The sequence below is a fragment of the Moraxella canis genome (assembly GCF_034424565.1).
In the GTDB taxonomy this organism is placed as follows: domain Bacteria; phylum Pseudomonadota; class Gammaproteobacteria; order Pseudomonadales; family Moraxellaceae; genus Moraxella; species Moraxella canis.
Map to the genome: position 1 here is coordinate 2,000,128 of NZ_CP139961.1, position 26,825 is coordinate 2,026,952.

Genomic DNA, 26,825 nt, shown 5'->3' on the forward strand with positions numbered 1-26,825 from the left:
ATTTTAAAAGGCTTGAGTGGTTAATTGGCACAGATGCAGCACGCCGTTATATTGACGATCCAAGAAAACCGTATGTCGCTGTTGATAATAAAAAGATCACGCTTGCGGATCAATCGCGTTATCAATTTGATGTGCGAAAGTACGAATACTTGGGTGAAGAAACGGACGGTTTGATTTATGCTGTTATCAAAGATCGCTCGACCAATTCATATAAAGCTAGCTACTTATATCCAAACGGCGCGGTAGCCATCCCTTTTAATTTTGGTCATACCAACAAAGATCATTTATCCAGTCGCGCATTTTTTCATGGCTATGCGGCGGTGATTAATCATGCTGCTGATGCACAAATTTATCGTGAGGAAGGTGCAGCCCACCGCTCTGATCAATATGCGATTATAGATAAGCGCGGTAACTTTGTTGTCAAGTATCGTGCGTATGTGGATATTCAAAAATACCCATACGATAATTATTTTACCGCCTTATATATTGATGAGAATGGTCAAAAACGAACCAGCTTGATTTCTAAAAATATCAAATTGATTAGTGATAATGCTGGGTGGAGTCAAAGATGAATACGTTGCAAATTTCAGGCAAGGTCATCAAAGCAGATTATCACAATGATCAATGTGTGATGATTGTTTTGGATGCTGTGAAGGGTGGTCTTGAGTTAAATGTTCAATCACATAATGTTGTTATTCATGAGGGTGATTATGTTATTGCCACTGGTCGATTGCAAAACATCATTGAAAAATTGGTCGGTAGTCGCTCAACGGTAGAGGTAAAAATTCTTGCTGTTGCGGTAGAAAAATTAGAAATCATTCAACAGGCTTCATCAAAAAATTCTTCTCAAGTGGCTGCGCTTGAGAAAAAAGAATCAGTAGGCGTTGTTAAAAGTGAGCAGCAAAATTCACAGCCTGCTTCTAATTTTGATCAGCAAATCACCGAATCATCTGATAAAAATATTCCACAAACTCAGAGTAACGATCAATATGTCATGAGTGAAAATTCACAACCCACCCATCATGAAAATGAAAATTTTAAATCTCATGATGTTAAAAATCATCAACAGCTTGTCGGTTCAAATGCCAATAGTGGTCATTTTTCTGATGCTGAAAATCAGACAACGGCAAGCAGTCATTCACAAAATTTTCAGGAAAGCGATGAGGATGATTTTTTCACAGAAGATGAAATGGATGCGATGCGACAAGGTGGATACGACCCTGATGAAGACATTCATGCTGGCTCACAAGTGGTATCACCAGAGCAAACTTTTGAGGTAAACGAGGATGATTACAAGGCTGAAAATCAGGTTTATGCGGAAATTGGTGCGAAAGACAACAATCCTATGAGTTGTTTTTGTTAGTCATAGAGTAGCGAAACACCCTTAAAAAAGGGTGTTTTTTTAATTCACAGTTTTTTGCAGTCTTGGTTTGTATAAATCCCCTGTTACAGCTAGTTTTAAATACCTTATTTTTGAAATATATTATTTAGCATATATTGTGCATAAGCTCTAATTTTACCATTTTTTGTTTATTTTTACCATTTTTGCAGGGAAATTGCCAATCTATCTTTTAAATTGCCATATTTTTTATAAAATGACCAAAATCTATATAAAATTGCCATATTTTCTTTATTTTTACCTTTTGTTGCTTAAAATTACCATTTCTTTAATTAAAATGCCTTTTTTAAATTTTAAATGCCAATCTATCTTTTAAATTGCCATATTTTTTATAAAATGACCAAAATCTATATAAAATTGCCATATTTTCTTTATTTTTACCTTTTGTTGCTTAAAATTACCATTTCTTTAATTAAAATGCCTTTTTTAAATTTTAAATGCCAATCTATCTTTTAAATTGCCATATTTTTTATAAAATGACCAAAATCTATATAAAATTGCCATATTTTCTTTATTTTTACCTTTTGTTGCTTAAAATTGCCATTTCTTTAATTAAAATGCCTTTTTTAAATTTTAAATGCCATATTTTGATTTAAATGGCACAGTATATTGCTATATCGCTTGTATCAACAAAACTCAAGCTATTAAGTACATTTCATAATCAAAATGCACAAAATACCCCAAAATATTATTATTTTGTATCACTTAAAATCATTTTGTGCTAAAATTTACCAAAACTGATTAAAATGGCAGATAAGCGACAATAATGACCATAATACCCTCCAACATCATTACCCCAACCACAGACCCACAAGATATGCTGGGTGTACTCTGGTTGTCGTATCATTTTGACATACGCTTATGGGTAAAGCCTTATGTGATTAGTCAAATTGGCGCAAGCCGTCGTACTCTCACAGAAGGGCATTATGCCCAAGAAATCTATCCTGCCCGTACCCGTTTGGGCGATAATGTGGCAGCTCATCTCACCTTTTATCTAAAAAATGAAATACCTACCCTAGAATTTTTAGCTAGAGTGTTTTATAAGATAGATGGCAGACTTATCCAAGATTGGGTCAATGCTGAGCCAACAGGTCGCTACGCCAGAAGGGCGGCTTTTTTGTATGAGTGGCTGACAGATGAGCGTTTAGAACCGCCGTCTGACATTGGCGGTGGCTATGTCGACGTCTTAGATGGTGATAAAGTGGTGGTGGCAAATACCCCCATTAAAGATAATCGTTGGCGAGTGAATAATAATATTGCAGGTACTAAGGACTTTGCTCCAATGGTGGCAAAGACACCAGTGTTATTATCCGCCATTGACTTTGATGTTAAGGAGCATTTGACCCAGCTTAGGCAGGAGTTTGGCGAGGATTTATTGGTGCGTGCTTCGGTGTGGATTACCTTGCGCGAAAGTCGTGCCAGCTTTACCATTGAGGGGGAGAGTGGTCAAGAAAGTCGCATTGAGCGATTTGCCAGGGTGATAGCAGAGCAAGTTGGGCAGGGTGAAATTCCTTTATCTAATGAGCGACTGGGTGTACTGCAAGAGGCAATTATTGGTAAAAGTATTAGTATTAAACATTTTGGGCTTAGACAGTCGCCTGTATTTGTGGGTGAGAGTAATTATCGCCACGCTAAAGAGATTGTACATTATATCGCTCCACCTTGCAAAGAGGTGCCATCGAAGCTAGAAGGGCTTAACGCATTTTTTAAGGGTACAAAGGGACAATCCTCTCTGATGAGAAGTGCGGTCATTGCCTTTGGTTTTGTGTACATACACCCATTAGCAGACGGTAATGGCCGCATTCATCGTTTTTTGATGAATGATGTATTAAGGCGAGATGGGCAGACAGATGATCCTGTGATTTTGCCGATTTCTAAGGCTATCATTGATAGTCCTGCCACCAAGCGCGCCTATGATGCCATCTTGGATGCCATATCCAAACCCTTAATGCAAAGTTTAGAGGATAAGTACCACTTTATTGGCAAACCAACCACTTATGCAGATGGTATCAAAAGCAATCTTGTGATACAGGCAGACAAAAACACGCAAAGTCTATGGCGATATATGGACTTGACTGCTCATACGCAGTATTTATCAGAGCTTATAAGGCAAGTTATTGGTATAGATATGGTAGAAGAGTCAGCTTATCTTAGAACCTACGATAAAACACGCCAAGCGATTAAAGAAATTATTGAGATGAGCAATCAAGATGCTGATCGTATCATCAGAAGTATTCTTGACAATAAAGGCGTTAGAAGTAATAAGCTTGTCAAAGAATACGAACTTTTGGGTGATGATGAGCTATGGGAGCGGTTGGTGGGGGTGGTTAATGGAATGCTTAGTGTTTAAAAATAAAAACACCGCATCTGGTGGTTTAGGTCAAAATGCGATGTCTGCAAACAGTAAGAGTGTAATGGGATGTTGCTGTTGGGCTATTGAAAGGACTGGGCTTGGTTAAACTAAGTAAAGTATCCAAAATTACAATTCAATCCACTTGCTAAAGTACACTTACATAACAACCCTCCTTCGAAAGTCATCTTTGTATAGCATTGTCCTAAACAAAGCTGCCAACATACAAAACGATGGTGGCAATACCGAGCTTACTGCCCAAAACGACATCAACATCACAACCCTCACCACAAGCAATCACATCAGTGCTGTGGCAGATGACAATAATTACTTTAAGTACAGTCAAACACAAGATGTAGGGTCAACCATCACAAGTGCTGGCAATACCATCATCAAAACCACAGGTGATACTGCCAACATCACCATGAAAGGCTTAAATCTGCAGTCAAGGGGTATAACTGCTGTTATGGCGACGGGGGATGTTAGCATCACTGAAGGCCGTGCTACCCAAAGCGTGCAAAGTACCAGCCAATTCACCAATCGTCGCCTAACAGGCAGTAAAACTGAGCAGTCTAGCTTTGGACAGTACAGTGACAAGAGCCTCATAAGTCAAGTTGGTGGTAATGAAGTCGTCATTCAAGGTGTAAACACCAGCCTAATCTCAACCGAAGTCTTGGCAGATAAGGACATTCTGATTAAGGCTGATAATCAGCTCTGCTTATCGGCTCTGCTGAAGATAGCCTAAGCCGCCATAGTAGTCAACAAACCACCAAAAAAGGGGTATTTACCACCACACCCGCCTCAGTGACCCTAGGCAAGCAACAAACTCGTCAACAAAACAGTGATGAGCACACCGCCTATACAGGCTCGGTGATTGGCACCACAGGGGGCAATATCCGCCTTGAAGCAGGCGATGACACTGATGTCATCAACAGTGACATCATCGCCCAAAAAGATGAGACTGATGCCAATACAGGCAATATCTTGTTTAAGTCACAAGCTGTCAATATCACCAGTCAAAATGCCACCGCTGCCAATACACACAGCTTTAGCCAAAAAACCTCAGGGCTAACTGCCGGCGTCTCCAGCAGTCTTGTCAGTGATGTCCAAAGCTTAGACAAGCTAACAGATGCTGCCAAAGACACCAACTCTCGGCGCATGACAATCATGGCAGCAGCTGCAGGCACTTCTAAAGCTTACACCCTTACCAACAATCTACACAACAAAAACTTTGGTAGCATGAGAGCTCAGGCGACCATCGGGAGTCAAACCACCAAAAGTGATAGCCACAGCCATCAAGAGGTGAATGACGCTGCCAATGTTTATGCTGAGGGCAATCTGATCTTTGATGTCTCAGGCAAAGGTGCTGACAGTACGGTCACCATCACAGGCTCAAACATCACAGCCAAACAAAACCTATACAATCAAGTCGAAGGCAGTGTCATCTATCAAGCCTCAACCCAAACTAGCACCCAAGACAGCCAAAATAGCAGCAAAGGCGCAGGCTTTGGTGTTTATGCTTCTGCCAATCTTAGCACCGATGGGCTAAGTTCAAATTCTGCTGGCTTTACCATCAATGCCAACAAAGCAAAAGGCAGTAGTCAAGAGATTGCTACAACCCACACCAACACCCAAATCACTGTCGGCGGTACAACCGTCAATGACATTGGTGGCAGTCTTATCCTAGATGGTGCCAATCTTGACACCACATACCTAACAGGTACAGTGGGCAAAGATCTCATCGTCAAAAGCCGTCAAGATACTTATCAATACACTCATGATCAAAAACAAGCAGGATTTAGTGCCGATGTTGGCTTTGATGGCAAACCCCAAAGCTTTAGTATCACTGGTGGTAACACAAACGCCAATGCAAGCTATGCCCAAGTCACCGACCAAACTGGTATCAAAGCCAAAGAATCCACTTTACAAGTACAAGGCAAAAGCAAGTTTACTGGCGGCTATCTTATCACCGATCAAGGTAAAAACCACACTCAATTTGCCCAAGGTATCCAAACCCAAGACATTGAAAATCACCTAAATTATGAAGGTAATGCCATCAGTCTTGGCATTGGTATTGGTGCAGATACTGGCAATCCAGACAACAAAGCAAAACCTGCCCTACAAGGCTTAGGCTATGGTACAATCACCCCAGTCAATAAAACCAGTACCACCCATTCTGCCATCACTGACCAAGCAGGGCTTAGCCATATCAATACAGAGAACTTCAAACAAAAAGAAGTTCAAAACCAGCTTAATGAAATCATCACCAATGACTTTAACCAAGCACAAGCACATAAAGAGTTAAATGCTCAGGTGACTATTACTCAAGCATTTGATACTGAACGCCGTGCCATTAGAAGTGAATTTGCTCAAAAAGCAGAAGACTACCGTAACCAAGCCAAAGATTTAGCAGATAACGACCCAAGAAAAACAGAACTTGAAACCAAAGCCAAGCAAATAGACGATAACCTAAGACTCTTTGACGGCATTACCTCCGCCTTGTACGCCCCTAACTCAAACGGTATCATAGGGGATGTCTCAAGAGCAGCAAGCCCAGAGCTTGCTTATCAAATTGGGCAATACTTTAAAGGTAATAAAACACTAAACCAATTAGACAATGGTAATAGACCAGAAGAACAATCAGCCAATCATCTACTGGCTCATGCTGTACTAGGTGCTGCAGTAAGTTATGCCACAGGTAATGACATCACCGCAGGTGCTGTCTCTGCGGTAAGCAATGAGGCAGGGGCAGGAATTCTAGCAAATTACCTATATGGCACCAACGAACCAAGCGAACTTAACCAAAACCAAAAAGACATCATCACAAGCATTCTAAACCTTGCCACAGTGGCCACAAACACTGTCGTTAACAATGGTGATATCAACATCGACCAAATGGCGAATGATTTGAATGTGGGCGAGAATGCGGTGGAGTGGAACGGGTTTAACAAAAACAAAAAAGAGCCTGAAAGTTTAAGGGTTAAAAAAGAACGTTATCGGGAAGCGGTGGATGCTATAGTTAAAGATACATCTGTGGAGGTGGCAGCAGCAGCGGGACTGGGTGTCTCAGGCTCCATGACCTATGTTGGCGATGGAAAAGTGAACATTAGTGGCGCTGTTGTTACCGGCTGGTCTGCCAGTGCTAGTGCAAATAAGTCATTTACTCAAGGGAAGAAATCTGATGGGCTTTATGTTGAATCTTGTGCTTCGGGAAAGATGGGCATTGGTATTGGCGCTTGTTATGGAGCTAGTGAAAATAAAAGGATGTATGTAACAGAGAAAGCAGGGGTGGGAATTGGGGGTCAGGTTAATAGTGCTATTGGCTATAGTAGAACTTATCAAGTATTTCCAACTTCCAATAAGCCAAAGCAGGATTAGGAGTTGTCAGTGAGTCAGAAAGATATAATTGTTGTATGTTTATTTCTAGCAATACTTGTATATACTGCATTCTATAATTACTTTTTATATAGACTGTGTAAAAATATAGGTATGGTTAAAAAATTCTTAGATTATTTGGAGCGTAGCATCACAATATCTAAATTTGCTTTAGATATTTTTTGGGGTAATATTGACTCTGATAACATCAAGAATGATAAAAATTTCCGCATTGTTCAAGCGTTCTTGAGATTTTTCCCAGTAATTTTGTTAATATGGATTATTGTTCCTAGTCTAACAGAAGTAATGATGGTAGGCTGACTTTAGAAATTCAGTCACAAGCAAGATCACTGATGGCAGCCCGCGTAGGTTAGTTAGAGCTTACGAAACTCAACAAAATCAAGAGATTAACCTACTGGCTCATGCCATACTAGGTGCTGCGGTAAGTTATACCACAGGTAACAACATCACCGCAGGTGCATTGGCAGGGGCAGGTAGTGAAGTGGCTGCACCTGTCTTGGCTAATTATCTATATGGCACCAAAGACCCAAGCGAACTCACCCAAAACCAAAAAGACACCATCACAAGCATTCTAAACCTTGCCACAGTGACAACGGCTTATACAGCGACTGATGGCAGCACTGCTGATGCTGTGAGTGCGGCTGAGGTGGGGAGAGTAGCTGTAGAGAACAACCAAATTGAAGAAATCCGTTTGGAAATTATGCGAGAGCATGAACTGCGTAGTAATGATCCTGAATGGGATAAAGCCTTTAGAGAAGCTGAGTGGAAACAGCTAGTTATTTTAAATGAAGCTGCCAAATTCGTTATCTCACCTTATGGTGCTGGCGTAGATTATTACAATGCTGAAAATTTAAGTGAAAAAGCTTTAGCAATCGCCTCTGCGATTCCTGCTGAACGAGCTGCAACAAAAGGCTATGGTTTAGCAAAGAAACTGTTTGAAGAGGCTGCAGCTCTATATAAATCGAACAAACTGACTTCAGCGGGCAAAAAAGTTGAACAGGCAGTTGTTGAACTACAGCGAGGACGAACAAACCAATGGAGTCAGTTAGCCAATAAGCCGCAAGCAAATAGTATTTATCGTTTTGACAATGGTTTTCAATATACAACAGATGCACAAAAACGAGTCAAAGAAGTAAGTGCTGACCTAAGAATAGATCCCTGGAATAGAAACGCCTACCAACAGCGTATTGCAGGTGGTTCATGTCGTCAAGAAAGTGATTGTGGCGGACATTTAATTGCCTCGATATTCGGTGGTCCTGGTGAGGCTATTAATTTAGTGCCTATGGATGCTAAATTAAATGGCGCTGGTGGAGAGTGGTATAAACTGGAGCAGCAATGGAAAAAGACATTGCAAGCAGGAGGAAAAGTACAAGTTAAAATTCAACCTATATATTCAGGAAATAGTAAGCGACCTGAGAGTTTTGTTATTAATCAAGTTATTAATGATGTAAAACTTGATAGTCAAACTTTAAAAAACACATCAACAGGAAATTAATATGCTAACAGAAGATCAAATTATCTATCAAAAAATTGGTGAATTACTATGGTCTATTATGCCATTTGAAGCAATAAAAATAGTTTTTTCGGCTCAGCTTTACAAAAATAAAACTCAAGCTGGTTCTCGTTGGTTTGATAAAAACAATATAAAGTATAGCTTTTACCAAGGGTGGGATAATCCTGTTCAACATATTGACAATGAAATTATTGATTTATTATTAAATCTACAAAAACTCCCCCTATTTCATAAAGATCCCTGGACTCAATGTCAAGTAACGCTTGATGAAAAAGGTGGGTTTAAAATTAAATTTGCTTACATTCCTGAAGAAGACTCTTGGAATGGTTTATATATGCGTGGAATCAGTAACTTAACCGAATCTGAACTTGATGATCCATATTATATCCCCAAAGAAATATGGCAAGAGCGAGTGAGATTGAAAAAACAAACATCATAGATGCTAGAGATTGAATTACAAAGAGAGGTTAGCTTTGCTTTTGGACAAAATGCACCGCAGGCAGTGGCTGAGATATCAAGCCATGCCATCACCAAGATAAGCAACAATCCTAATCTTACCGCTGATGAAAAACTAGCAGAAGCCAAAAAAGTGGGCAGAAGGTGGAGTTTATCGTGTAGCCCTACGCAGTGCAGCTGCTGCCCTAGCGACAGGCACTGTTGAGGGTGCGGCATCAGCAGGTGGGACAGCCTACGCCATTCCAAAGATTGATGAGTATCTGGTAGAACAAGGCTTTGACAAACAAACCAGAGACATCACTCTACTTGCCTTATCAGCAGGACTTGGTGCTTCTATTGGCGGCGATACTGCAAGTACTGTGAATAATGTGGGGCAGACCCAGTGGAATTATTTGACGCATACAGAATTATCTGCATGGAAAACTAGCCTTATCAATTGTTCTGGTAACCAAGAGTGCATTGCTCAAGTGAATGCCAAGTATGATAATCTTAACAAAACAAACTTTAATCATTTCAAAAACTATTGCGCCACTGATTTTAATAGCCACAGATGCTCTAATCTCATTAGGCATTTTCAAGCGGGCACACAGGGAGATTATAATCTAAAACACTTGCCAGGTCTTTATACTGACATATCAAGATTGGGTGGCACTCATGCAAGCACCACCATCAATAGTGTTAAAATAAATAATGCTACAGGCGGTTATCTTATTAGAGATACCGGTATTAATCATATCAACCGCTATAATGGCAATGAAGCCCAGGCTTTAGTAGGTGAACTGGCCAATGAAAGATTGTATGGTGGTGGGCGTGCTGGTACAGTTGTTGGGAATGATAGGTATGGGGTTGGCGTTAATACTAAAGGAACTACGATCAACTCGTCTGATGTGGCGGTTGGCACTATAAATCCTGTAACAGGTCATAGGGTATTGGGCCAGCATACTGTTGAGCGTGGTAGCACAAGTGATTATATTGTCGAAGGATCAAAGCCATCAACCAAAGGTAGTTTGATAACCATACAAAGACAATATTATGAGAATCCTGGTCATCATGACCCAAGAGGGGGAGGGAATAATAGATATGATAGTACGAAGTCCGTGTTGCCTGCTAATCACATCAATCTTTGGGAGCGAAGTATTATGACTTCTGATGGCAATAGGTGGGCTCGGGAAAATCAAAATGGTAGAATTGTTTACCATAGATTTCAGAATGATGGTAACGGCAATTTTCATTGGAATGGCTCAACTGATGGTGTAACTAATTCTGGGAAAGATAGAAGAATTAGCATTAATCATGTTCCAAATTCTATTAGGGGGAAGTAATGAGTCATATTGTGGGTAACTCTTTTATGAGTTTTAATATAGGTAACTTTGAATCGAAAAAATATATACCTATCACTATTAATTTTGGAAGAGTAGAAATAGGCACATTAGATGACAATACGTACATACCATCATTTATATATAGTTTAAAAAATTTAATAGAAAACCCTTATTATTTTATGAATGACATAGATAATTTGAACTATAAAAAAATCTTTAAGAGTGATAATGGGGTTGTTGTAGATTCACATTATTTTTCTCTTGAGGATACGTTTGATGATTTCACTAAAATAGCAATTAGGAATAATGATTTTATATTTTTCTACTTTAAGTTAAATAAAGATCACTATTTCAGTTATGAGAATATAAATAATAATGATGAAATATACATAAGCTTAAGAATTATTGATTATATAAGTGCGGTAAGAGATCTAGAAGAATTTTTGGCATTGTAAGTCAGTAATATATAAACAATATATTCCATAATTATTAACAATACCACAAACAAAGTAAATAATACAGGGCAGGTTGAGTGGAATTATCTAAACCATAGGGAAAATGAAAGGTTGAGACAGCTAAGGCAAGAGAAATCTAATTTATCCAATGCTTATGGCAATTGTGTATCTCAAAGATGTGCAGAAATTACACGAGAAATACAAGAGCTTGAAAATCTTAGTAAGCAAAGAGATAAGGCGTTTGATGCGGCTTATGCAAACTGCCTTGCAGGTAAGGATTGTCATCGATTTTATTATTTGCATGTCATTCAAAAAAGGGATTGGAACAAAGGAGCGGAAGAGTCGTTTAAAGCAAATCGTAGTGACTGGGACTTGATGAAAGATTATCAAAACGCCTTTCATAACTACGACCCCAATGGTGTTCCGCAGAAATTACCTAATGGCAACTATCGATACAAAAAATTTGTTCACAATGGTGGACAAATGGAAATTATTATTAACACAAAAGACGGTATTTTAAGTATTTTAAGTGATGATGACTACACTAGAATTGTCAGAGATCCAACCAATGCGGGAGCTTATAATTATTACGGACCAGAACAGGATGGGCTAGGACATAAGAGATATGACGTAGACCCTTACATTGATTTTGGAAATGGGTTGGGTGGTAGAACAGGTTCAGAAGATAGGAAATCTGTGCCAATAAGCAAAAAGGTTTTTGGCATTGATATTAATATAGGTCCAGCAAAAATGATCTTTGGCGAACTTTCATCAAAAACAAGTCACCCAAAAGCAATGGCGGCAAATAGAATTATTGGTGAAGATGTCTCTTAGATTTTATAATAGTAATCAATTAAAGATTCTTTAGCATGATTGCAAGTTCAATTAACAAGGCTTGACTTGCAGGTGATAATATTGCACCTCGTCGAGAGATAATTTGTGATTCAGGGTTTAAAAATATTGGTTCTAATAAAGGCTTAGTGGTAATAAGTTCAACTTCTGAGGGTTGTAACATGAATCTTGGTAAAAACGTGACACCACCAAATAGCGCATAATCTTTTAATAAATTCATATCATTACAAAGCAGAGTGGGGCTTAAAGATAGCCCGTGTTCGCGCTCAGCATTCTCGATTAATTGGCGGATCCCATGAGTGATATCAGTCATTGCCAACCTTTCATTAGTCAGTTGTTTGATGCTAACACTACTATTTTGGGATAATGCATGATTTTTTGCCATAAATACATGCAATGGATGCTGTGCTCGATAATGTGATTTGAGTTTAGGGTGTCTAATAGCATTATATAATATACCAAAGTTGGACTCTCCCTCTAGTACTTTACGAATAATTTCGTTACTGCTATTAATATTGATGCGAATAGTAATCTGAGGGTATCTGGCAGAAAACTTGGTAATTAATAAAGATAGTGCTTTAACATAACCGGCCCCTGTGCTGACTGTTATAGTGCCGGCATTCATACCTTTTAGTGCGCCAATTCGACTTTCTAAGACTTCAGCTTGTTCTAGCACGTGTCGGAAGCAATCTAAGACATAATATCCAGCTTCAGTTGGTCTTGCACCACGCATACCACGTTCTAAAAGCACTATACCAAGTTCTTTTTCCAGGTTTGCTATCTGCCTGCTTATAGCCGAAGGCGCAATATTCAAAGCGTCTGCTGCAACACGAATACCACCTAGCTGCACAGTCTGATAAAAATAGTACATTCGCTTGTCTATTACATTTTTCATAAGAGCCATCTTAAACATGTTGCTAAAAAGGCAACAATTTATTTATCTTGTGAACTTGAGGTTTATATTAACCGTTTTTATACTATCTTTCAATAGTTGTTAACAATGAAGCAATAAGGAGAATTGCAATGATTGGTGTTATAGGTTTGGGGAATATGGGCCTGTCTATGGCGATAAACCTTCAGCAAAAAGACGAATCTGTATTAGGTTATGATATCTGTGCATCCAGTCAAAAAAGAGCAAGGCAGCAGAATATTAGGCTTTGCAACAGCCTAAAAGATCTCATTAAACAATCTGAAATATTGATTTTATCACTACCAAAAGCAGAACATGTTCTAGAAACTTGCTTGGGTGAGGAAGGGATCATTGCCTACCCTAAAAAAGGACTGATAGTGATTGATACTAGTACTTCAATCCCAGAGACGAGTCGTCAAATCGCACAAGTTTTCTGTGATATAGAAATGACTTTCGTGGATGCTCCTGTATCAGGAGGTCCTTTGGGTGCTGCATCAGGCACAATGAGCATGGTTGTTGGGTCAAGTGAAGCAGTATATGATGAGATTACGCCAATTTTAAATAAAATGAGCGCAAATCATCTTAGAGTCGGTGAGGTTGGTGCAGGTAATATTACTAAACTCGGTAATAATTTACTTGTAGCTGCAAATCTCTTATTGGTTGCTGAGGCAATGTCTATGGCGACGCGCTTGGGAGTTGATCCACAGGCTTTCTTAGGAGGTATCAATCAAGGTTCCGGCCGCAGTGCGGTTAGTGAAGTTAATTTTAAAAAATGGATTTTGAATCAAACTTATGATTCTGGATTTACCATGGGTTTGATGAGAAAAGATGTAGCGCTAGCCCAAAATTTATTGCCTGATGATCTTTTGTTATCGCAACAAGTTGTAAATTTTTGGCATGATAGCCACAACTTGGCAGACGAGATAGATTTTAATGCAATTGTGCAACTAGTAGATGAAAAATTATTTAAAAAATCTTAAATAAAGGATGTTGTATGATGAATAAATTGGTTGATCAGTTCATTAAAAAAATTTGCCCAGAGTTTAAAGGTATTGCAAGTTATGTGGGTGGGAAGTGGGTCTTTGGCACTGGCGATAAAATCAATGTTAAATTTGCCCATGATGATTCTGACTTATTTTATTATCAGGATGCCGACGAGGATATCATCAATCAACTAAATTATTGCACATCGACTGCACAGCAGCAATGGTTAAGCATGACCGCAGCGAGACGTGGACAATTTATCTATCAACTAGGAGAAAGAATCACCGAAAATCAGGAAATTTTGGCGCAGATTGAGTCTTGGACTGCCAACAAGCCAATTCGTGATGCGCGAGGTGAGGTAGCGAAAGTAGCCGAGATGTTTTTTTACTATGCAGGTTGGGCAGACAAGATTCATGGAAAAACCATTACTGTACCAACTGGCCACTTAAACTATACGACTTATGAGCCTTTGGGCGTAGTTTTACAAATCACACCATGGAATGCACCGATATTTACTTGTGGTTGGCAGATAGCTCCAGCAATTACAGCGGGCAATGCTGTGGTTTTAAAACCATCTGAGATTACCCCTATAACCTCATTATTGATAGCTTATCTGGCTGAGCAGGTTGGTATCCCGAAAGGCCTAATTAATGTGGTTGCTGGGTATGGGCATACTATAGGTCAGAAACTCATCAATGGTGCAAATATTCAAAAAGTTGTTTTTGTGGGTTCTGTATCAACAGGTAAGAATGTTGCTGTTCATGCTGCCAAAAGAGGAATCCCTTGTGTACTTGAATTGGGTGGTAAATCTGCAAATATTGTTTTTTCAGATGCTGATTATGATAAGGCTCTTCGTGGCGCACAAAATGCCATTTTTGCGAATGCAGGCCAAAGCTGTGTAGCAGGCTCGCGATTGCTAATCCAATTAGATATTTTTGATCAGTTTGTTAATGATTTAGCTAAAAGTACAAATAAGTTTGTTGTTGGCAATCCTACTGAAGAAACCACTCATATTTCACCAATCAATAATAAAAAGCAATTTGAATACGTTTGTAGCGCTTTAGAAAATGCACAAAAACAAGGAGCATCCATTGCTGTAGGAAATACCATTTCAATACCTAAAACTGACGGATATTATGTTAATCCAACAATTCTTATTGGTAATAACACTTTAGATTGTGCTCAACAAGAAATATTTGGACCGGTTGTGGTTGCTATACCTTTTAAAGACGAAGAAGAGGCAATTAGAATCGCTAATGATAGTCAATTTGGCTTAGCCGGAGCTGTCTGGACAAATGATGTGGCGCGAGCGCATCGTATGGCAAAAAACATTAAAGCAGGTACTGTGTGGATTAATAATTATAAAAATATTCATGTAAGTTCACCATTTGGTGGCTATAAAGATAGTGGCTACGGCAGGTCATCGGGATTGGCAGCCTTACATGAGTATAGCCAAATTAAGAGCGTGTGGGTTGAAACAGCCCTTACACCTTTGGTAAATTTTGGATACGGTGCGCAAGAGGTATAAAGGAGTAATTATGAAGTCATATGAGATGTTGTCTGAAAATTTTTTAAAGGAAGTTCGTGAATGGCGACAGTATCTACATGCCAATCCTGAGCTTGGATTTGAAGAATTTAATACAGCAAAGATGGTTGCGGATATATTAACAAAGTGTAATATTAAAGTATATGAAAATATTGCCAACACAGGTGTGGTTGGCGTGTTGAAAAAAGGCAACTCAAATAAAAGTATTGCAATCCGTGCAGACATGGATGCATTACCAATGCAGGAGCTAAATGATTTAAGGTATTGTTCGATCAATAATGGCAAGATGCATGCCTGTGGTCACGATGGCCATACGGCAATTCTGCTTGGGGCTGCAAAATACCTTTCTGAATATGGTCAGTTTGATGGTACGATTTATTTTATTTTTCAACCTGCTGAAGAAAACAAAGGGGGTGGGAAAGCAATGGTAGAGGCCGGATTGTTTGAAAACTTTACCATTGATGAGATATACGGATTACATAATTGGCCTGGTAGACCGCTTGGGGATATTTGTATTAATGATGGCTCAATGATGGCATCGTTTGATATTTTCGACATTCGGCTGCAAGGTGTGGGCTCGCACGCAGCTATGCCTCATCAAGGCAAAGATCCAATTGTGGCAGGTGCAATGTTAGTAAATCAACTACAATCTATTGTTGCTCGACAGATCTCACCACTAGACTCGGGAGTGTTAAGCATTACACAATTTGAGAGTGGAGACACTTATAACATTATTCCAGAGGTGGCTAGATTAAAAGGAACTATTAGGGCTTTTAATGAAGATGTGCGGCTACTCCTCAAGCAGCAATTAATCGCAAATGTAGAATCTCTTGAACATACAACTGGTGTAAAGGGCGTCTTGGATTATCAAGATTGTTATCCTGCAACCATTAATGACCCAGATTGCGCCAACGAAGCAAGACATCTTGCTAAATTAGCATTTGGGGAAGATAAAGTTTTTTCAGATGTTTTACCAACTATGGCTTCTGAAGATTTTTCATTTATGTTGAATAATAAGAAAGGTGCTTATATTTGGCTTGGCGTTGATGAAGCCGATAAACCTTCAACGGCATTACACAACCCATATTATGATTTTAATGATAATGCGCTACCTATCGGAATTAAGTTATGGATTAGCTTGGCTGAGGGTAGGTTAAAGTTATAAATAACAACTTAAAGGACGTAAATATGAAAATTTCAAATTCGATATTTTTTAATTGGCGCTTACATGCTCTAGCTTTGGTGCTAGCCTGTATTGCAGAATGGATTGGGATTGCTAAATTTGATATCGGTATTGGTACAATGATTTTGCTGCCACTGTTGTACGCTTTTGTATTTTCAGTATTTTTTAATCCAAACATTAACTCAACATTAGGTCAGTTGGTTGGAAAAAATGGTAATTTGGTTGCGGGTCAATGGATTTTGATATGCCTTATGCCATTTATAGCCAAATTCGCAGTCGGTATCGGACCTAAGATTAACGAGATTATTGCAGCTGGTCCCGCTCTGATTCTCCAGGAAATTGGTAATGTGGCGACAGTTTTGTTTGCAATGCCAATTGCTGTCTTGGTTTTTGGCATGGGGCGTGAATCAATTGGTGCCACACACTCGATTGCACGGGAGCCGAATATTGCCTTGATTGCTGACAGATTTGGATTAAAAACACCGGAAGGTATTGGTGTCATGGGTGTTTATGTAATGGGAACACTGTTTGGAGCAATTTATTTTTCAATTATGGCAGGCGTGGTTGCTTCTTGGAATTTGTTTGATGTTCGCGCCTTAGCTATGGCTTGCGGTGTTGGTTCTGGAAGTATGATGGGTGCATGTTCTGCAGCACTTTCTGAGATTCTTCCAGAGCATAAAGAGGATATTGTTGCATTTGCAGCCTCAAGCAACCTACTAACTTATGCAACCGGATTGTTTGTTTCAATCTTTATAGCGCTGCCATTTGCAGAATGGTTATTTAATGTATCGTCAAAATTGAGAAAGACTCAGTCAGCCTCTTTTGTAACCGAGGAAATTGGTACCGCAGATAATGACGAAGTTTCTATTTCATTAGCACAATTAATTACAGGTCTTGTTTTTATCTGCACGTTATTACTAATCGTCAATTGGGTTGGTACAAAAACGTCTCCAATTGAGGCATTGCCAGGTATGGCTATTCTATTTGTTTGCTGCTTGATCGGTATCTTTGTTAAAAAGATAGTTCCTATCGGTGTGCCAAATATCGCATGGATTTCAATTGCGGCAATCTTTATCGCATTACCATTTATGCCAATGGCTGACTATGTAATAGCAGAAACAGACAAACTTGGTCTATTGCCTTTAATAACACCAGCTCTAGCATATGCGGGTATGGCGATCTCCAAGTCTGAAATAAGCTTGTTTAAGCAATCTGGCATCAAAATCATAATGATTGCATTATTGACATTCACAGGAACCTATTTAGGTTCAGTAGTTATTGCAGATGCATTATTATGATTAATTTACGCCATTATGTAGCACCTGTAAAAAACCACCGCTAAAAAGCAGCCACTTGGCTGCTTTTATTTGTGAATTCAACTGATTATTCACGGTTTTGTTGATTTGCTGTCTATAGGTTTTCGAGCCCTTCCCCAAATCTGTGTAACTGCTTATAATATTTCCAACAGGAGATTAAGCAATGTACGATAACAAACTCAATGAACTGACCACTCAAATGGTTGGGCACTTAAACAGCATGGATGATTTTAAAGCCATACATAAGTTCATGCTTCAGCAGTTTATTAACAACAGTCTAGAGGTAGAGATGAGAGAGCATCTGGGCTATGATAAACACGTGAAGTCAGAACAGAGCAACAAACACAATGGTAAAAATGCGTCAAGACAGTTGTATTGTCAATAAAACAATTTACTTGGCCTTGGGCATTAATTTGCAAGGTAAAAAAGAGATACTGGGCATGCGGTTGTCTGAAAATGAAGGCGCTAAGTTTTGGCTTGGTATCATGATTGAACTTCAAAGTCGTGGGCTAAAAGTCATTCTAATCGCTTGTGTGGATGGATTAAAAGGCTTTAGTGAGGCAATCACAACAGTGTATCCAAATACGCAAGTTTAATTGTGCGTAGTGTACATGGTTCGCTATTCAATGAAGTTTGTGCCCTATAAAGGTCGTAAAGCCATTGCCTGTGACTTAAAATCAATTTATGGCGCAGACACTGAAGCTTTGACCCTGGCTAATCTTGAGCGGTTTGATAAACTATGGGCAGATAAATATCCGCAAATTGTCAAATCATGGCAAGCAAATTGGCAGGGGCTTTCAGCATTCTTAAACTACCCCAAAGACATTCGAAGAGCTATTTATACCACCAATGCCATTGAATCACTAAACAGCGTGCTGACGCTCAGCGGAGAATAGGCGCAAGGTATTTCCCTCTGATGATTCAGGCAGAAAGGTGATTTGCTTGGCTATCCAAAATGCGTCTAAAAAAATGGATAGTGCCAATTCGCAACTGGACTTCTGCTCTTAATCTTTTTATGATTGAATCTGGTGATAGATTTGAACCTTATCTTTAACCCAGTGGTAGTTACACAGAATGTGGGAAAGGCCCTGTGAATTTTTTATAAATGCACCTTTTTAGCTGTCGATTTGTAGTGGAATAATTAAATAGAATTCCTATAAGCGTGAACTCAAAGGCATTGCATTGCTTTCTGCAGGAAACAATGCAATGCCAGGGCTTCTAACATTAAGAACCAACCATGCCGTATATTACCATGACTAGCACTGCTATTTTATTGCACCAAGTATAACTTCAGAAAAGAGGATTAATTTATTGCCCAATGTATAGTGAATAGATGTTCAACCTTTGTATCTTGGGTCAATTGAGATTGTATTCTACTAAACAATTCATCTCGCTGTTCTTCAATTTCATCTTGAACATCAAATAAAGATTGACGTAAACGACGTCGTTGTCTTTCTATATTTTTTAACTCGGTTTCTATTCGTGCCAATTCCTCCAAATTTCTAGCTTGATTTTTATCGCGTTTAATCTGCTTGATTTTTTCATCAATATCGGCAACCTCTTGTTCGCTGGCTTTAATTTTATCTTCCGCCCATTTATCCAGTCTTTGACTTTCTTGCTTTAATAAAATACTTTGGCTTTCACTATGGCGTGCGGTTAGGGCAGTGATGGCTTGCTTGGCATTTTGTGTCAAATTCTCTGGAAATACTTTATTAGATTCATCGCTTTGTGCTTGAATACTCAGTAATTTTTGACAAAAATCATCGTCAAGCCATTCACCTTGCTCGGTACAGGCGGTAAAAACTATTTCTTCGTGTGTCTGTTTTTCACCATAAAAACCAACTTTATCTACCCAAAGCCAGCCTGATTGTCCTTGTTTTTGTCCAATAATAGATAGCTTGCTATGATGATTGGTATAATCAAAGGATAGCGAAGCGATTGGAGTGTGCGCATTTTGACAAACAGACAAGCAGTACTCACCAAGTGGATGATGTAGGCGATAATCATGTCCTTTTTGCTCGTTTTGAGCTTGTAAAACATAATTGGCAGCCTGAAAGCCTTTTGGTGGGCTGTGCAAATAAAAACTTCCGTTTTTTTCATCAAAATTAGCTTTATTATTTAAAGCAAATTGTGTGGCCAACCAGAAATAACGGCTGGTTTTGTCCAACAGTCTCTGGCTTTTTGATAATTGCAGTTTTAGTTTTTCTTGCACATCTTCGTCAAAATAATCCAAAATTTGACTGCCTGCTCGTTCTAGATTTGCCTCAATCTGACTTTCCAGTTCTTTTTGCAGTTCATCAAAAGCGGTTTTGATTTCATCGGATGTACGACATTTATCATAAATTTGGTTAATCCGTTTTTCAAAATCAATACCGCTTTCTATACGCCCTAATATTTCATCAGAAACACCAAATACGCCGTTAAATAACTTAAATTTTTCGCCCAGTAATTCCAAAATCCTTTGATCGGCTTCATTGCGTTTGTTTAAAAAATTAATCACAACCACGTCAAATAATTGACCATAACGATGACAACGTCCAATCCTTTGTTCTACTCTTTGCGGATTCCACGGCAGATCATAATTGATAAGCAAAGAGCAAAATTGCAAATTCACTCCCTCAGAGGCTGATTCTGTGGCAATCATAATCTGCGCTGTTTGTTCAAACTCATCAATGAGTGCTGTTCTAACATCAACAGCTTTTGAACCTGTGATTTTATGCTTATTATCTAAATTATTTAGCCACTTTTGATAGACGGCTTGACTGTATTTACTGCTATTACTGCCTGAAAAACAAACGATTTTATCCCGATAGCCGTTATTGCTTAAAAAATCAAATAAATAGCTTTGCGTGCGGACGCTTTCAGTAAAAATAATCACTTTCTGCTTTGCGCCCAATTCATTCATCTTATCAAAGCCTGTTGCCAATGCGGTTAATAAGGATTGGGCTTTACTGTCGTTTTTTAATTCATGAGTTTTCTTGATAAAAGATTGAATTTGGGCTATTTCTTGATTTAAATTTGTTAAATCATCATTACTGTTGTCATCACTGCTATCATCCTCCCATTCATCAAACTCACCAATCAAATCGCTCTCAATATCATCAAATTGGGACAATAAATCACTCGTTTGCTGTTGTTTTTTTAGTGCCAATAAACGATTTAGAATGATTTGTAATGTATCAGCAACAGCATAGGGGCTGGATGCCAGTAGTTTGCGTAAAATCAAGCCAATCAAATGGCGTTGACTTCTGGGTAGGGCGATAGTATTTTCTCGCCCAATAAACTCAGAAATGGACTCATAAAGTCGTTGTTCGTCATCACTGGGATAGAAATTTTGGGTAATGGTATGGCGTTTGGTGTAGCGAATGTATTCGCTTACATCTTTTCGCAAAGTACGCTTGACCACAGCCTGCAAGCGATTTTTTAACTCATCGTTATTTTGTCTATTAATGAACTCACGTCGAAAGACCTTCTCATCGCCAAACATTTCATCATCAATCAAAGTGGATAAGCCATATAATTCCATTAAGCTGTTTTGTAAGGGAGTGGCGGTTAAAAGAATTTTTTTGCGTCCTTGAAATGCCGCTTTGAGAGCTCGCCCCATTTTATTGCTGTTGCGGTGAGCATTTCTTAATTTATGGGCTTCATCAATAATCACGCAATCAAAATAATACCCTGCCAAAGTATCAGCAAATTTACTGGCATAATGGTGAGAAGTAATGATGATCTGTTTTCCAATATGACCAGATAGAAACTTAAACTCATCATTGCCAAAATCTTTTAGCATGTGTTTGTCAAAAATAATGCTTGGCAGTCCAAATTTATTTGCCAATTCATTTTGCCATTGTTTGCGAAGCACAGCAGGACAAACAATAATAAGCTGGCGTTTACGCTCTGCCCATAATTGACACAACACCAAGCCTGCTTCAATGGTCTTACCCAAACCAACTTCATCTGCCAATAATACACCTCTATCCAAAGGATTGTGTAAGGCGAAAATAGCAGCATCAATTTGGTGTGGATTCAAATCCACTTTGGCATTAAATAAACCTTGCGTAATGCGTTCTACGCCATTGTCAGATTGACATAAAATAGCATTAGCAAAATATTTGGCTTGGTGTGATGTGATGTTCATCTCTTTATGTTTCCCAATTTATCGTTTCTAAATAATCATCAGCCAAGATGGCTTTAAATAGATGTTCCAGATAATCAACGCCATTGATATGCTCCATAAACAAAATATGCTTTTGGGCAAATTCTGTATAGGTTTTGCCAAAATGATTCAATGCTCCAGTTTCTGTGATATCCTTACTTGGCGTAATGGATAAAATAAAACTGTTTAAAATGAGATTGTCTAGCTTAAGGTTGTCTGAAAGTGTTTTTAATTCATCAAACAACATAAACTTGGGGTCATCAAAGGATAATTGGCGAATACCTTTGGGATCAATAAAGGTCAACCACTGTTTTTGGTTATGTTTATCAACCAGCCACAACAAAAAATCAGGATAAAAATCGCCAGCCAATGCAAACCCCAAACCTTTGGCTTTATTGGATGCATTTCGCAATAAATACAGCTCTTTATCACCAATCCAATCTTTTAATTTGCCTGCATTGCAAGCGTTTTGCAAATCAATCACAAACTTGCGTTCGCTTTTGGCTTCCATTAACAAAGGCTTGAGTGAGAACGGCAGACTGTCTTTATTATCTAGGGTAATGATTGGATAAAATAAATGTCTGTCAAAACAAATGGCATTGACATGGCTATCACGAAATCCCATCACTTTCGCCAAATTGCCACTTCCTACCCAATCTTCTAATTCGGTTAATTTACTTTCATAGTTTGGTACGCCGTCATCTTCATTGGGGCGAATATCAAAAACATAATTTTCCAATAATGCTTTGTGACTGTGGTCAATGACTTGTTTTTTATAATATTGACCTTCATAAGCGCCTTTTAGTTTCTTATAAAAGGCGTCCAAATAATTCATCAGCAAGTCCAATAAAATATTCTCTTGTTTGATGATGTCGTCAAAGTGATGAATAGTTAATTCGCCGCTTGGAATGTATAATTTGTACCAATCGCCTTGCTGGGCAAATTGTTTGATTTTGTCTTTATCTAATTTAAGATTATTGAGGGATTGCCACATCTTGTGATTTAACAATGCTAAATAAATCCTATCCCAGTTGATGAATTCAAAAACCAGGGTGTTTAACTTGTTTTTTTCTTTTTGATTTTCGCTAATTTTTATGGCGTTATCACGACTGGCAATGGCTTGAACTTTTGGATATAAATCTAAAACTGCCATCGGAGCTCTGATGTTTTTGTATTTATCGGGAATATCAAACAGCGTGACAGTTTCGGTGCGTTTAAAGCTTTTTTCACGATTGCCTTTGTAAGCATCGTCAAGCGATAGAGTCTGCAACACCACATCTTTTGGTAAATTGGCGCGGCTATCAAACTCAATGGTAATAACTTCAGTTGTATCAATGCCCTCATCTGACAGATACTCACGAAATGCGTCCATATAATTGGCATTGATGCCAAAAATATTGAGTGTTTCTAGCTTTTTTAAATCAAACGATTTGGGGCGTTCGTTTGGCACACTGCGTCTTAATGACATATTTTGCCCTTTTAGGCGTACGCCACGTCCAAACAACTGAATGATTTGACTGCCTTCATTTTTACCAATATTGAGTAAGCCCATGGTAGAAACTCGCCAGCTTGACCAGCCTTCGGTAAATTTCTTTGAGCCAATCAAAATATTAATGGGCGATTTATCACTGTTAATTTGTCCAAAATAACCTTCATTAAAATCATCACTGACGCAATCAAAATCGGTAGAATTTTCAGCTGCTTTGAACAATCCGCCACTGTCGCCAATGTTAATTACACCAAAAGGTGTGCCATTTTCGCCCAATGACAATGCCAATTCGCCGTCCGATTTTGTTAGGTGCGTCAATCGTAAACGGGCTTTATGTTTGGCATTCATCATTTTATCAAGCATATCGGCATACAACTCGTTTTCTTTGCCTTGAAAATGCGTTAAAGGATTAAACCTGCCTTTAAAAATATCCACGCCCTTATCATTGACAAGGCGTGCAGTATTGCCAATCAAGTCTTTTAAAAAACCAATGACTTCATCGGTGTAATTGACAAAATATGCCAAGAAATTTACTACTTTTAATACGTCTGATTTTTCTAGTTTCTGAGATTCGTTGTCTTTTTGCCCAGGAGATGATTTTATGGCGACTTTGCTACCCACAAAAATCATCAAAGGATTTTCAATATTCCATTGACTTACTTCACTTTGATGCACTTTAAATAAATATTTTTGTTGATAAAATGCCAATAAGCAGGCAGTTAAATACAATTTTTCGTGCTCTTCAAAATAGTTATTCTCTTTATTTAAATTTAAAATCAGGCTTTCTTTGCCAAAGCCGTCTTGATAAAAATATTTATAAGAATAGTCAAACAAAATCGATTTGGCGTATTTTTCAAAAAATGGGTTTTTGCGTCCACTGACCACTTGTCCAAGCGTTGCCGAATACTCAAACGAAAAACCACCTCGACTGACGATTTCACGATTTTTTAGCCACTGACCCGTTTCGTTACTACTGCCACGATGACCTTCATCAACCAATACCAAATTATTTCCTGAGAAACTTTCCGCCGCTACGGTCTTATCGCCGTCTTTGTCTGCCAGTTTGGTAATTTCAATAATTTCCACATCAGATTTCATGAGCTGCCCAGCATTTTTATCAAACAGGCTGGCTGAAAAATCCGATAGCAGCAAATCGTCCAAATGCTGTTTAGACAATCCTTCATTGGTAGTGATAACAATGATTTTGTCTATTTTTCTGGCATAATGCTGATATTGCAAAATATTAACGTGCATAATCAATGTTTTGCCACTGCCTGTGGCGTTCCAAAAAGCAAGACTGGACAAATCCGTCAAATCAAAGGATGGGAATGTTTTGGCTTCTTTAACATTCAATTCATAATCGGCTTTGGCTTGATTTAAAGCATTTAATAAATCGTGCGGTTTATTAAAATACCAATCTAAATAAATTTCAGTAAACAGCAAACTTAAATACTGAAAATATTTCATTTTCAATTCAAAGCCGTCTTTTTGATTGCGTTTTTCGGTGATTTTTTGCCAATGTTTGACAATATTAAAGTCATAATTGCGTAATTCTTCTGCCGTTAATAGACTGTTATGCAAACGGAAAAATTGTCCGTACAGAATCTCGTCCAAAAACAGCGTATTGCCGTTTAACACGCCTTCAAAACGTTCGGGCTCTTTGCCAAAAAAATCTTGTAGTTTATCCACATTAAACAGTGATAATAGCCAGCGATTTAAAATCAAATGCTGATGAAAGTCTAATTTGGTCTGTTTGGTCTTGGTTGCTTTTGCCATCTTAGATTGCTCCAAACATCAATGTCAAAAATTCTTGCTCAATAGATTTGACTTTCAGGGTGCTTTGCACACCGTCCGCACTTTCCCATACCGTATCTAGCGTGTGATCACCATTGATATAAATCTCTTGATAAATACTTTCTTTAGGGTTGATATTGCGTACAACAAACATTGTTTTTAGTTCGTCATAGCCCAATTTGTCACAATCACGCCAAAAAATCAGTGTGCGTTCATCGTCATTTTGGCGTGGCAATCGACATTCAATCTCCACATAGCCTTTACTATCTCTTCGGTCATCAATGCCCAAAACAGTCGCCCCAATCAGGTAGTTAAAGGTTTCTACCAAATCAATTTTTTGGCGGACAAATGCTCCTGCACTATTGGCACTGATGTTTAATTCGTAATCAAATGGATGTGCAAAATCCGCCACGTTCAGCAGGCTTTCACGGCTTTCAATGTCTAACATATAGTTTAATAAATAGTCGTTTTGGGCATTTTGGGGTAAATTGCCAAGCAAATCACTTTGGTGCAGAACCAAATTATTGAGCGTATCTTCATAACTTTCTAGTTTTAGGACTTTGACCATTTGACTGATACCTCCAAATTGTCCGTCCTTATCCGCCACAGGTTTACCGTCTTTGTAGTCTTTGGCAAAAATGACTTTTTGAATGCGGGGTTTTAGCACCGTATCAAAATATTCGCCTTGCTCCACCAAAATAAACTTGCGATTGCCACCATCTTCACGATTCAGATTGATAACAGCGTGGGCGGTTGTACCGCTGCCTGCAAAGTAGTCTAGGATTAGGTCTGTTTTTTCTGTGGAATATTGTATTAGCTTTTGCACAAATATTTTTGGTTTTGGATAATCAAAATCCATAGAGCCACTAAATATATTTTTATTTTCTGTTGTTGCAACAGAATTCATATAATCATTATCAACAGAAAAAATAGTTCCAACAGGCATAAAATTACTAGTTAGATTATTGGCATATCTTTTGAAAATAAATCCACGGTTTTTAGGACTATATTTTTCCTTAAATTTAATTCGTCCATTTCTTATATATTCTTGCATAGTTTCTTGTGAAAATGCCCAATATCTACCCTGTGGCGGATAATCCTCCAATCCTGTATAAGGATTTTTAATTGGAAAATATGTTGAGCTTCCACCACTTTTGGCACTAGGGTCTCCTGAACACCAATCCCCATTTGGGTCGTTATCTGGATTGGAATAACCTTCTAAAGTTTTTTCTTCCCCAGAAATCTTTAAACAACTTTTATTTACAGCATAAGAAATTAAATATTCGTGTTGAATATTAAGACCGTTATTATCATCACCAGTCATTGATTTTGTTTTTCTAATAAATGAACTTAAGTAATTTTTAAATCCAAATATCTTATCAGATATAAGTTTAAGCTCTGAATGTTCATTATCGTCAATACTTTGAAAAATAATGCCTGTTTGATTTAATAATGTTTTTGATGCTAGCAGTCTATCGTAAATCATAGAAGCCCAAGTAGAACTTGGATAACCATCTTTATAAATAAATTTCCCTTTCGCACGGTCATCTTCCGTATTATAAGGCGGGTCAATATAAATACATTTGACTTGCCCTTGATATTTGGCTTGTAATAAATTTAAGGCTTGGAAATTATCGCTATGAATGATTGTACCGTTGATTTCGTTATCCAAATCGGTAAAAGTCGCCAATAATTTAGCTTGAAAGG

General features: G+C 38.3%; 20 protein-coding genes and 1 pseudogene. 17 read left to right on the forward strand and 4 right to left on the reverse strand.

What is annotated here, in order from left to right:
• The first annotated feature begins 131 nt into the window (after positions 1-131).
• From U0021_RS09060 to U0021_RS09115, 12 genes are all read left to right on the forward strand, one after another.
• Positions 132-572, forward strand: coding sequence for a hypothetical protein (locus U0021_RS09060; protein ID WP_162816829.1), 441 nt, complete (start codon positions 132-134; stop codon positions 570-572).
• Positions 569-1,363: a hypothetical protein gene (locus U0021_RS09065; RefSeq protein ID WP_114801048.1), complete on the forward strand. Its 795-nt coding sequence runs from the start codon at positions 569-571 to the stop codon at positions 1,361-1,363. Before U0021_RS09060 ends, U0021_RS09065 begins: the two co-directional genes overlap by 4 nt.
• Before the next feature lie 802 nt (positions 1,364-2,165).
• Positions 2,166-3,749 (forward strand): Fic family protein, encoded by a 1,584-nt coding sequence (locus U0021_RS09070; RefSeq protein ID WP_114801049.1) that lies wholly within the window; start codon positions 2,166-2,168, stop codon positions 3,747-3,749.
• Between the two features lie 190 nt (positions 3,750-3,939).
• The gene (locus U0021_RS09075; protein ID WP_327037483.1) at positions 3,940-4,494 is read left to right on the forward strand and encodes a hypothetical protein; all 555 of its coding nucleotides are present in this window, start codon (positions 3,940-3,942) and stop codon (positions 4,492-4,494) included.
• Between the two features lie 59 nt (positions 4,495-4,553).
• A complete protein-coding gene (locus tag U0021_RS09080; protein WP_327037484.1) occupies positions 4,554-7,127 on the forward strand; it encodes a hemagglutinin repeat-containing protein in 2,574 nt (857 codons plus the stop codon).
• A gap of 9 nt (positions 7,128-7,136) precedes the next feature.
• Positions 7,137-7,445 carry a hypothetical protein gene (locus U0021_RS09085; RefSeq protein WP_114801227.1) on the forward strand — a complete coding sequence of 103 codons (309 nt, stop codon included), beginning with the start codon at positions 7,137-7,139 and terminating at the stop codon, positions 7,443-7,445.
• A gap of 181 nt (positions 7,446-7,626) precedes the next feature.
• The gene (locus tag U0021_RS09090; RefSeq protein ID WP_162816854.1) at positions 7,627-8,640 is read left to right on the forward strand and encodes a DNA/RNA non-specific endonuclease; all 1,014 of its coding nucleotides are present in this window, start codon (positions 7,627-7,629) and stop codon (positions 8,638-8,640) included.
• Position 8,641: 1 nt separating this feature from the next.
• The gene (locus tag U0021_RS09095; protein ID WP_064620794.1) at positions 8,642-9,097 is read left to right on the forward strand and encodes an immunity protein YezG family protein; all 456 of its coding nucleotides are present in this window, start codon (positions 8,642-8,644) and stop codon (positions 9,095-9,097) included.
• Positions 9,098-9,319 carry a DUF1542 domain-containing protein gene (locus U0021_RS09100; protein ID WP_162816853.1) on the forward strand — a complete coding sequence of 74 codons (222 nt, stop codon included), beginning with the start codon at positions 9,098-9,100 and terminating at the stop codon, positions 9,317-9,319.
• Positions 9,320-9,473: 154 nt separating this feature from the next.
• A complete protein-coding gene (locus U0021_RS09105; RefSeq protein WP_327037485.1) occupies positions 9,474-10,436 on the forward strand; it encodes a hypothetical protein in 963 nt (320 codons plus the stop codon).
• Positions 10,436-10,891 (forward strand): hypothetical protein, encoded by a 456-nt coding sequence (locus tag U0021_RS09110; RefSeq protein ID WP_114799988.1) that lies wholly within the window; start codon positions 10,436-10,438, stop codon positions 10,889-10,891. The genes U0021_RS09105 and U0021_RS09110 overlap by 1 nt, the downstream gene beginning before the upstream one ends.
• 111 nt (positions 10,892-11,002) lie before the next feature.
• Positions 11,003-11,725, forward strand: coding sequence for a hypothetical protein (locus tag U0021_RS09115; protein WP_162816790.1), 723 nt, complete (start codon positions 11,003-11,005; stop codon positions 11,723-11,725).
• A 19-nt stretch (positions 11,726-11,744) separates the two neighbouring features.
• Here U0021_RS09115 and U0021_RS09120 read toward each other — a convergent pair whose 3' ends face one another.
• Positions 11,745-12,638 (reverse strand): LysR family transcriptional regulator, encoded by an 894-nt coding sequence (locus tag U0021_RS09120; protein ID WP_162816791.1) that lies wholly within the window; start codon positions 12,636-12,638, stop codon positions 11,745-11,747.
• 128 nt (positions 12,639-12,766) lie between these two features.
• Here U0021_RS09120 and U0021_RS09125 point away from each other — a divergent pair, with 128 nt between their 5' ends.
• The 5 genes and pseudogenes from U0021_RS09125 (at position 12,767) to U0021_RS10000 (ending at position 18,736) form a co-directional block, all read left to right on the forward strand.
• Positions 12,767-13,633, forward strand: a complete 867-nt coding sequence (locus U0021_RS09125; RefSeq protein WP_114799992.1) for an NAD(P)-dependent oxidoreductase — start codon at positions 12,767-12,769, stop codon at positions 13,631-13,633.
• A gap of 14 nt (positions 13,634-13,647) precedes the next feature.
• Entirely contained in the window at positions 13,648-15,165 is a 1,518-nt protein-coding gene (locus U0021_RS09130; RefSeq protein WP_162816792.1) for an aldehyde dehydrogenase family protein, read from the forward strand.
• Between the two features lie 10 nt (positions 15,166-15,175).
• Complete coding sequence (locus U0021_RS09135) at positions 15,176-16,348, forward strand: M20 aminoacylase family protein (RefSeq protein ID WP_227538669.1); 1,173 nt, start codon at positions 15,176-15,178, stop codon at positions 16,346-16,348.
• A gap of 23 nt (positions 16,349-16,371) precedes the next feature.
• Positions 16,372-17,664, forward strand: coding sequence for a DUF3100 domain-containing protein (locus U0021_RS09140; RefSeq protein ID WP_114799993.1), 1,293 nt, complete (start codon positions 16,372-16,374; stop codon positions 17,662-17,664).
• A gap of 181 nt (positions 17,665-17,845) precedes the next feature.
• Positions 17,846-18,736: pseudogene (locus tag U0021_RS10000) on the forward strand (IS256 family transposase).
• Between the two features lie 249 nt (positions 18,737-18,985).
• Here U0021_RS10000 and U0021_RS09155 read toward each other — a convergent pair.
• The 3 genes from U0021_RS09155 to U0021_RS09165 are packed head-to-tail and all read right to left on the reverse strand — an operon-like array spanning position 18,986 to position 26,808.
• Positions 18,986-21,817 (reverse strand): SNF2-related protein, encoded by a 2,832-nt coding sequence (locus tag U0021_RS09155; protein WP_114799994.1) that lies wholly within the window; start codon positions 21,815-21,817, stop codon positions 18,986-18,988.
• A 4-nt stretch (positions 21,818-21,821) separates the two neighbouring features.
• On the reverse strand, positions 21,822-25,100 hold the full coding sequence (locus tag U0021_RS09160; RefSeq protein WP_114799995.1) for a DEAD/DEAH box helicase family protein: 3,279 nt from the start codon (positions 25,098-25,100) through the stop codon (positions 21,822-21,824).
• 1 nt (position 25,101) lies between these two features.
• A complete protein-coding gene (locus tag U0021_RS09165) occupies positions 25,102-26,808 on the reverse strand; it encodes a site-specific DNA-methyltransferase (RefSeq protein ID WP_205276492.1) in 1,707 nt (568 codons plus the stop codon).
• Positions 26,809-26,825: the final 17 nt, after the last annotated feature.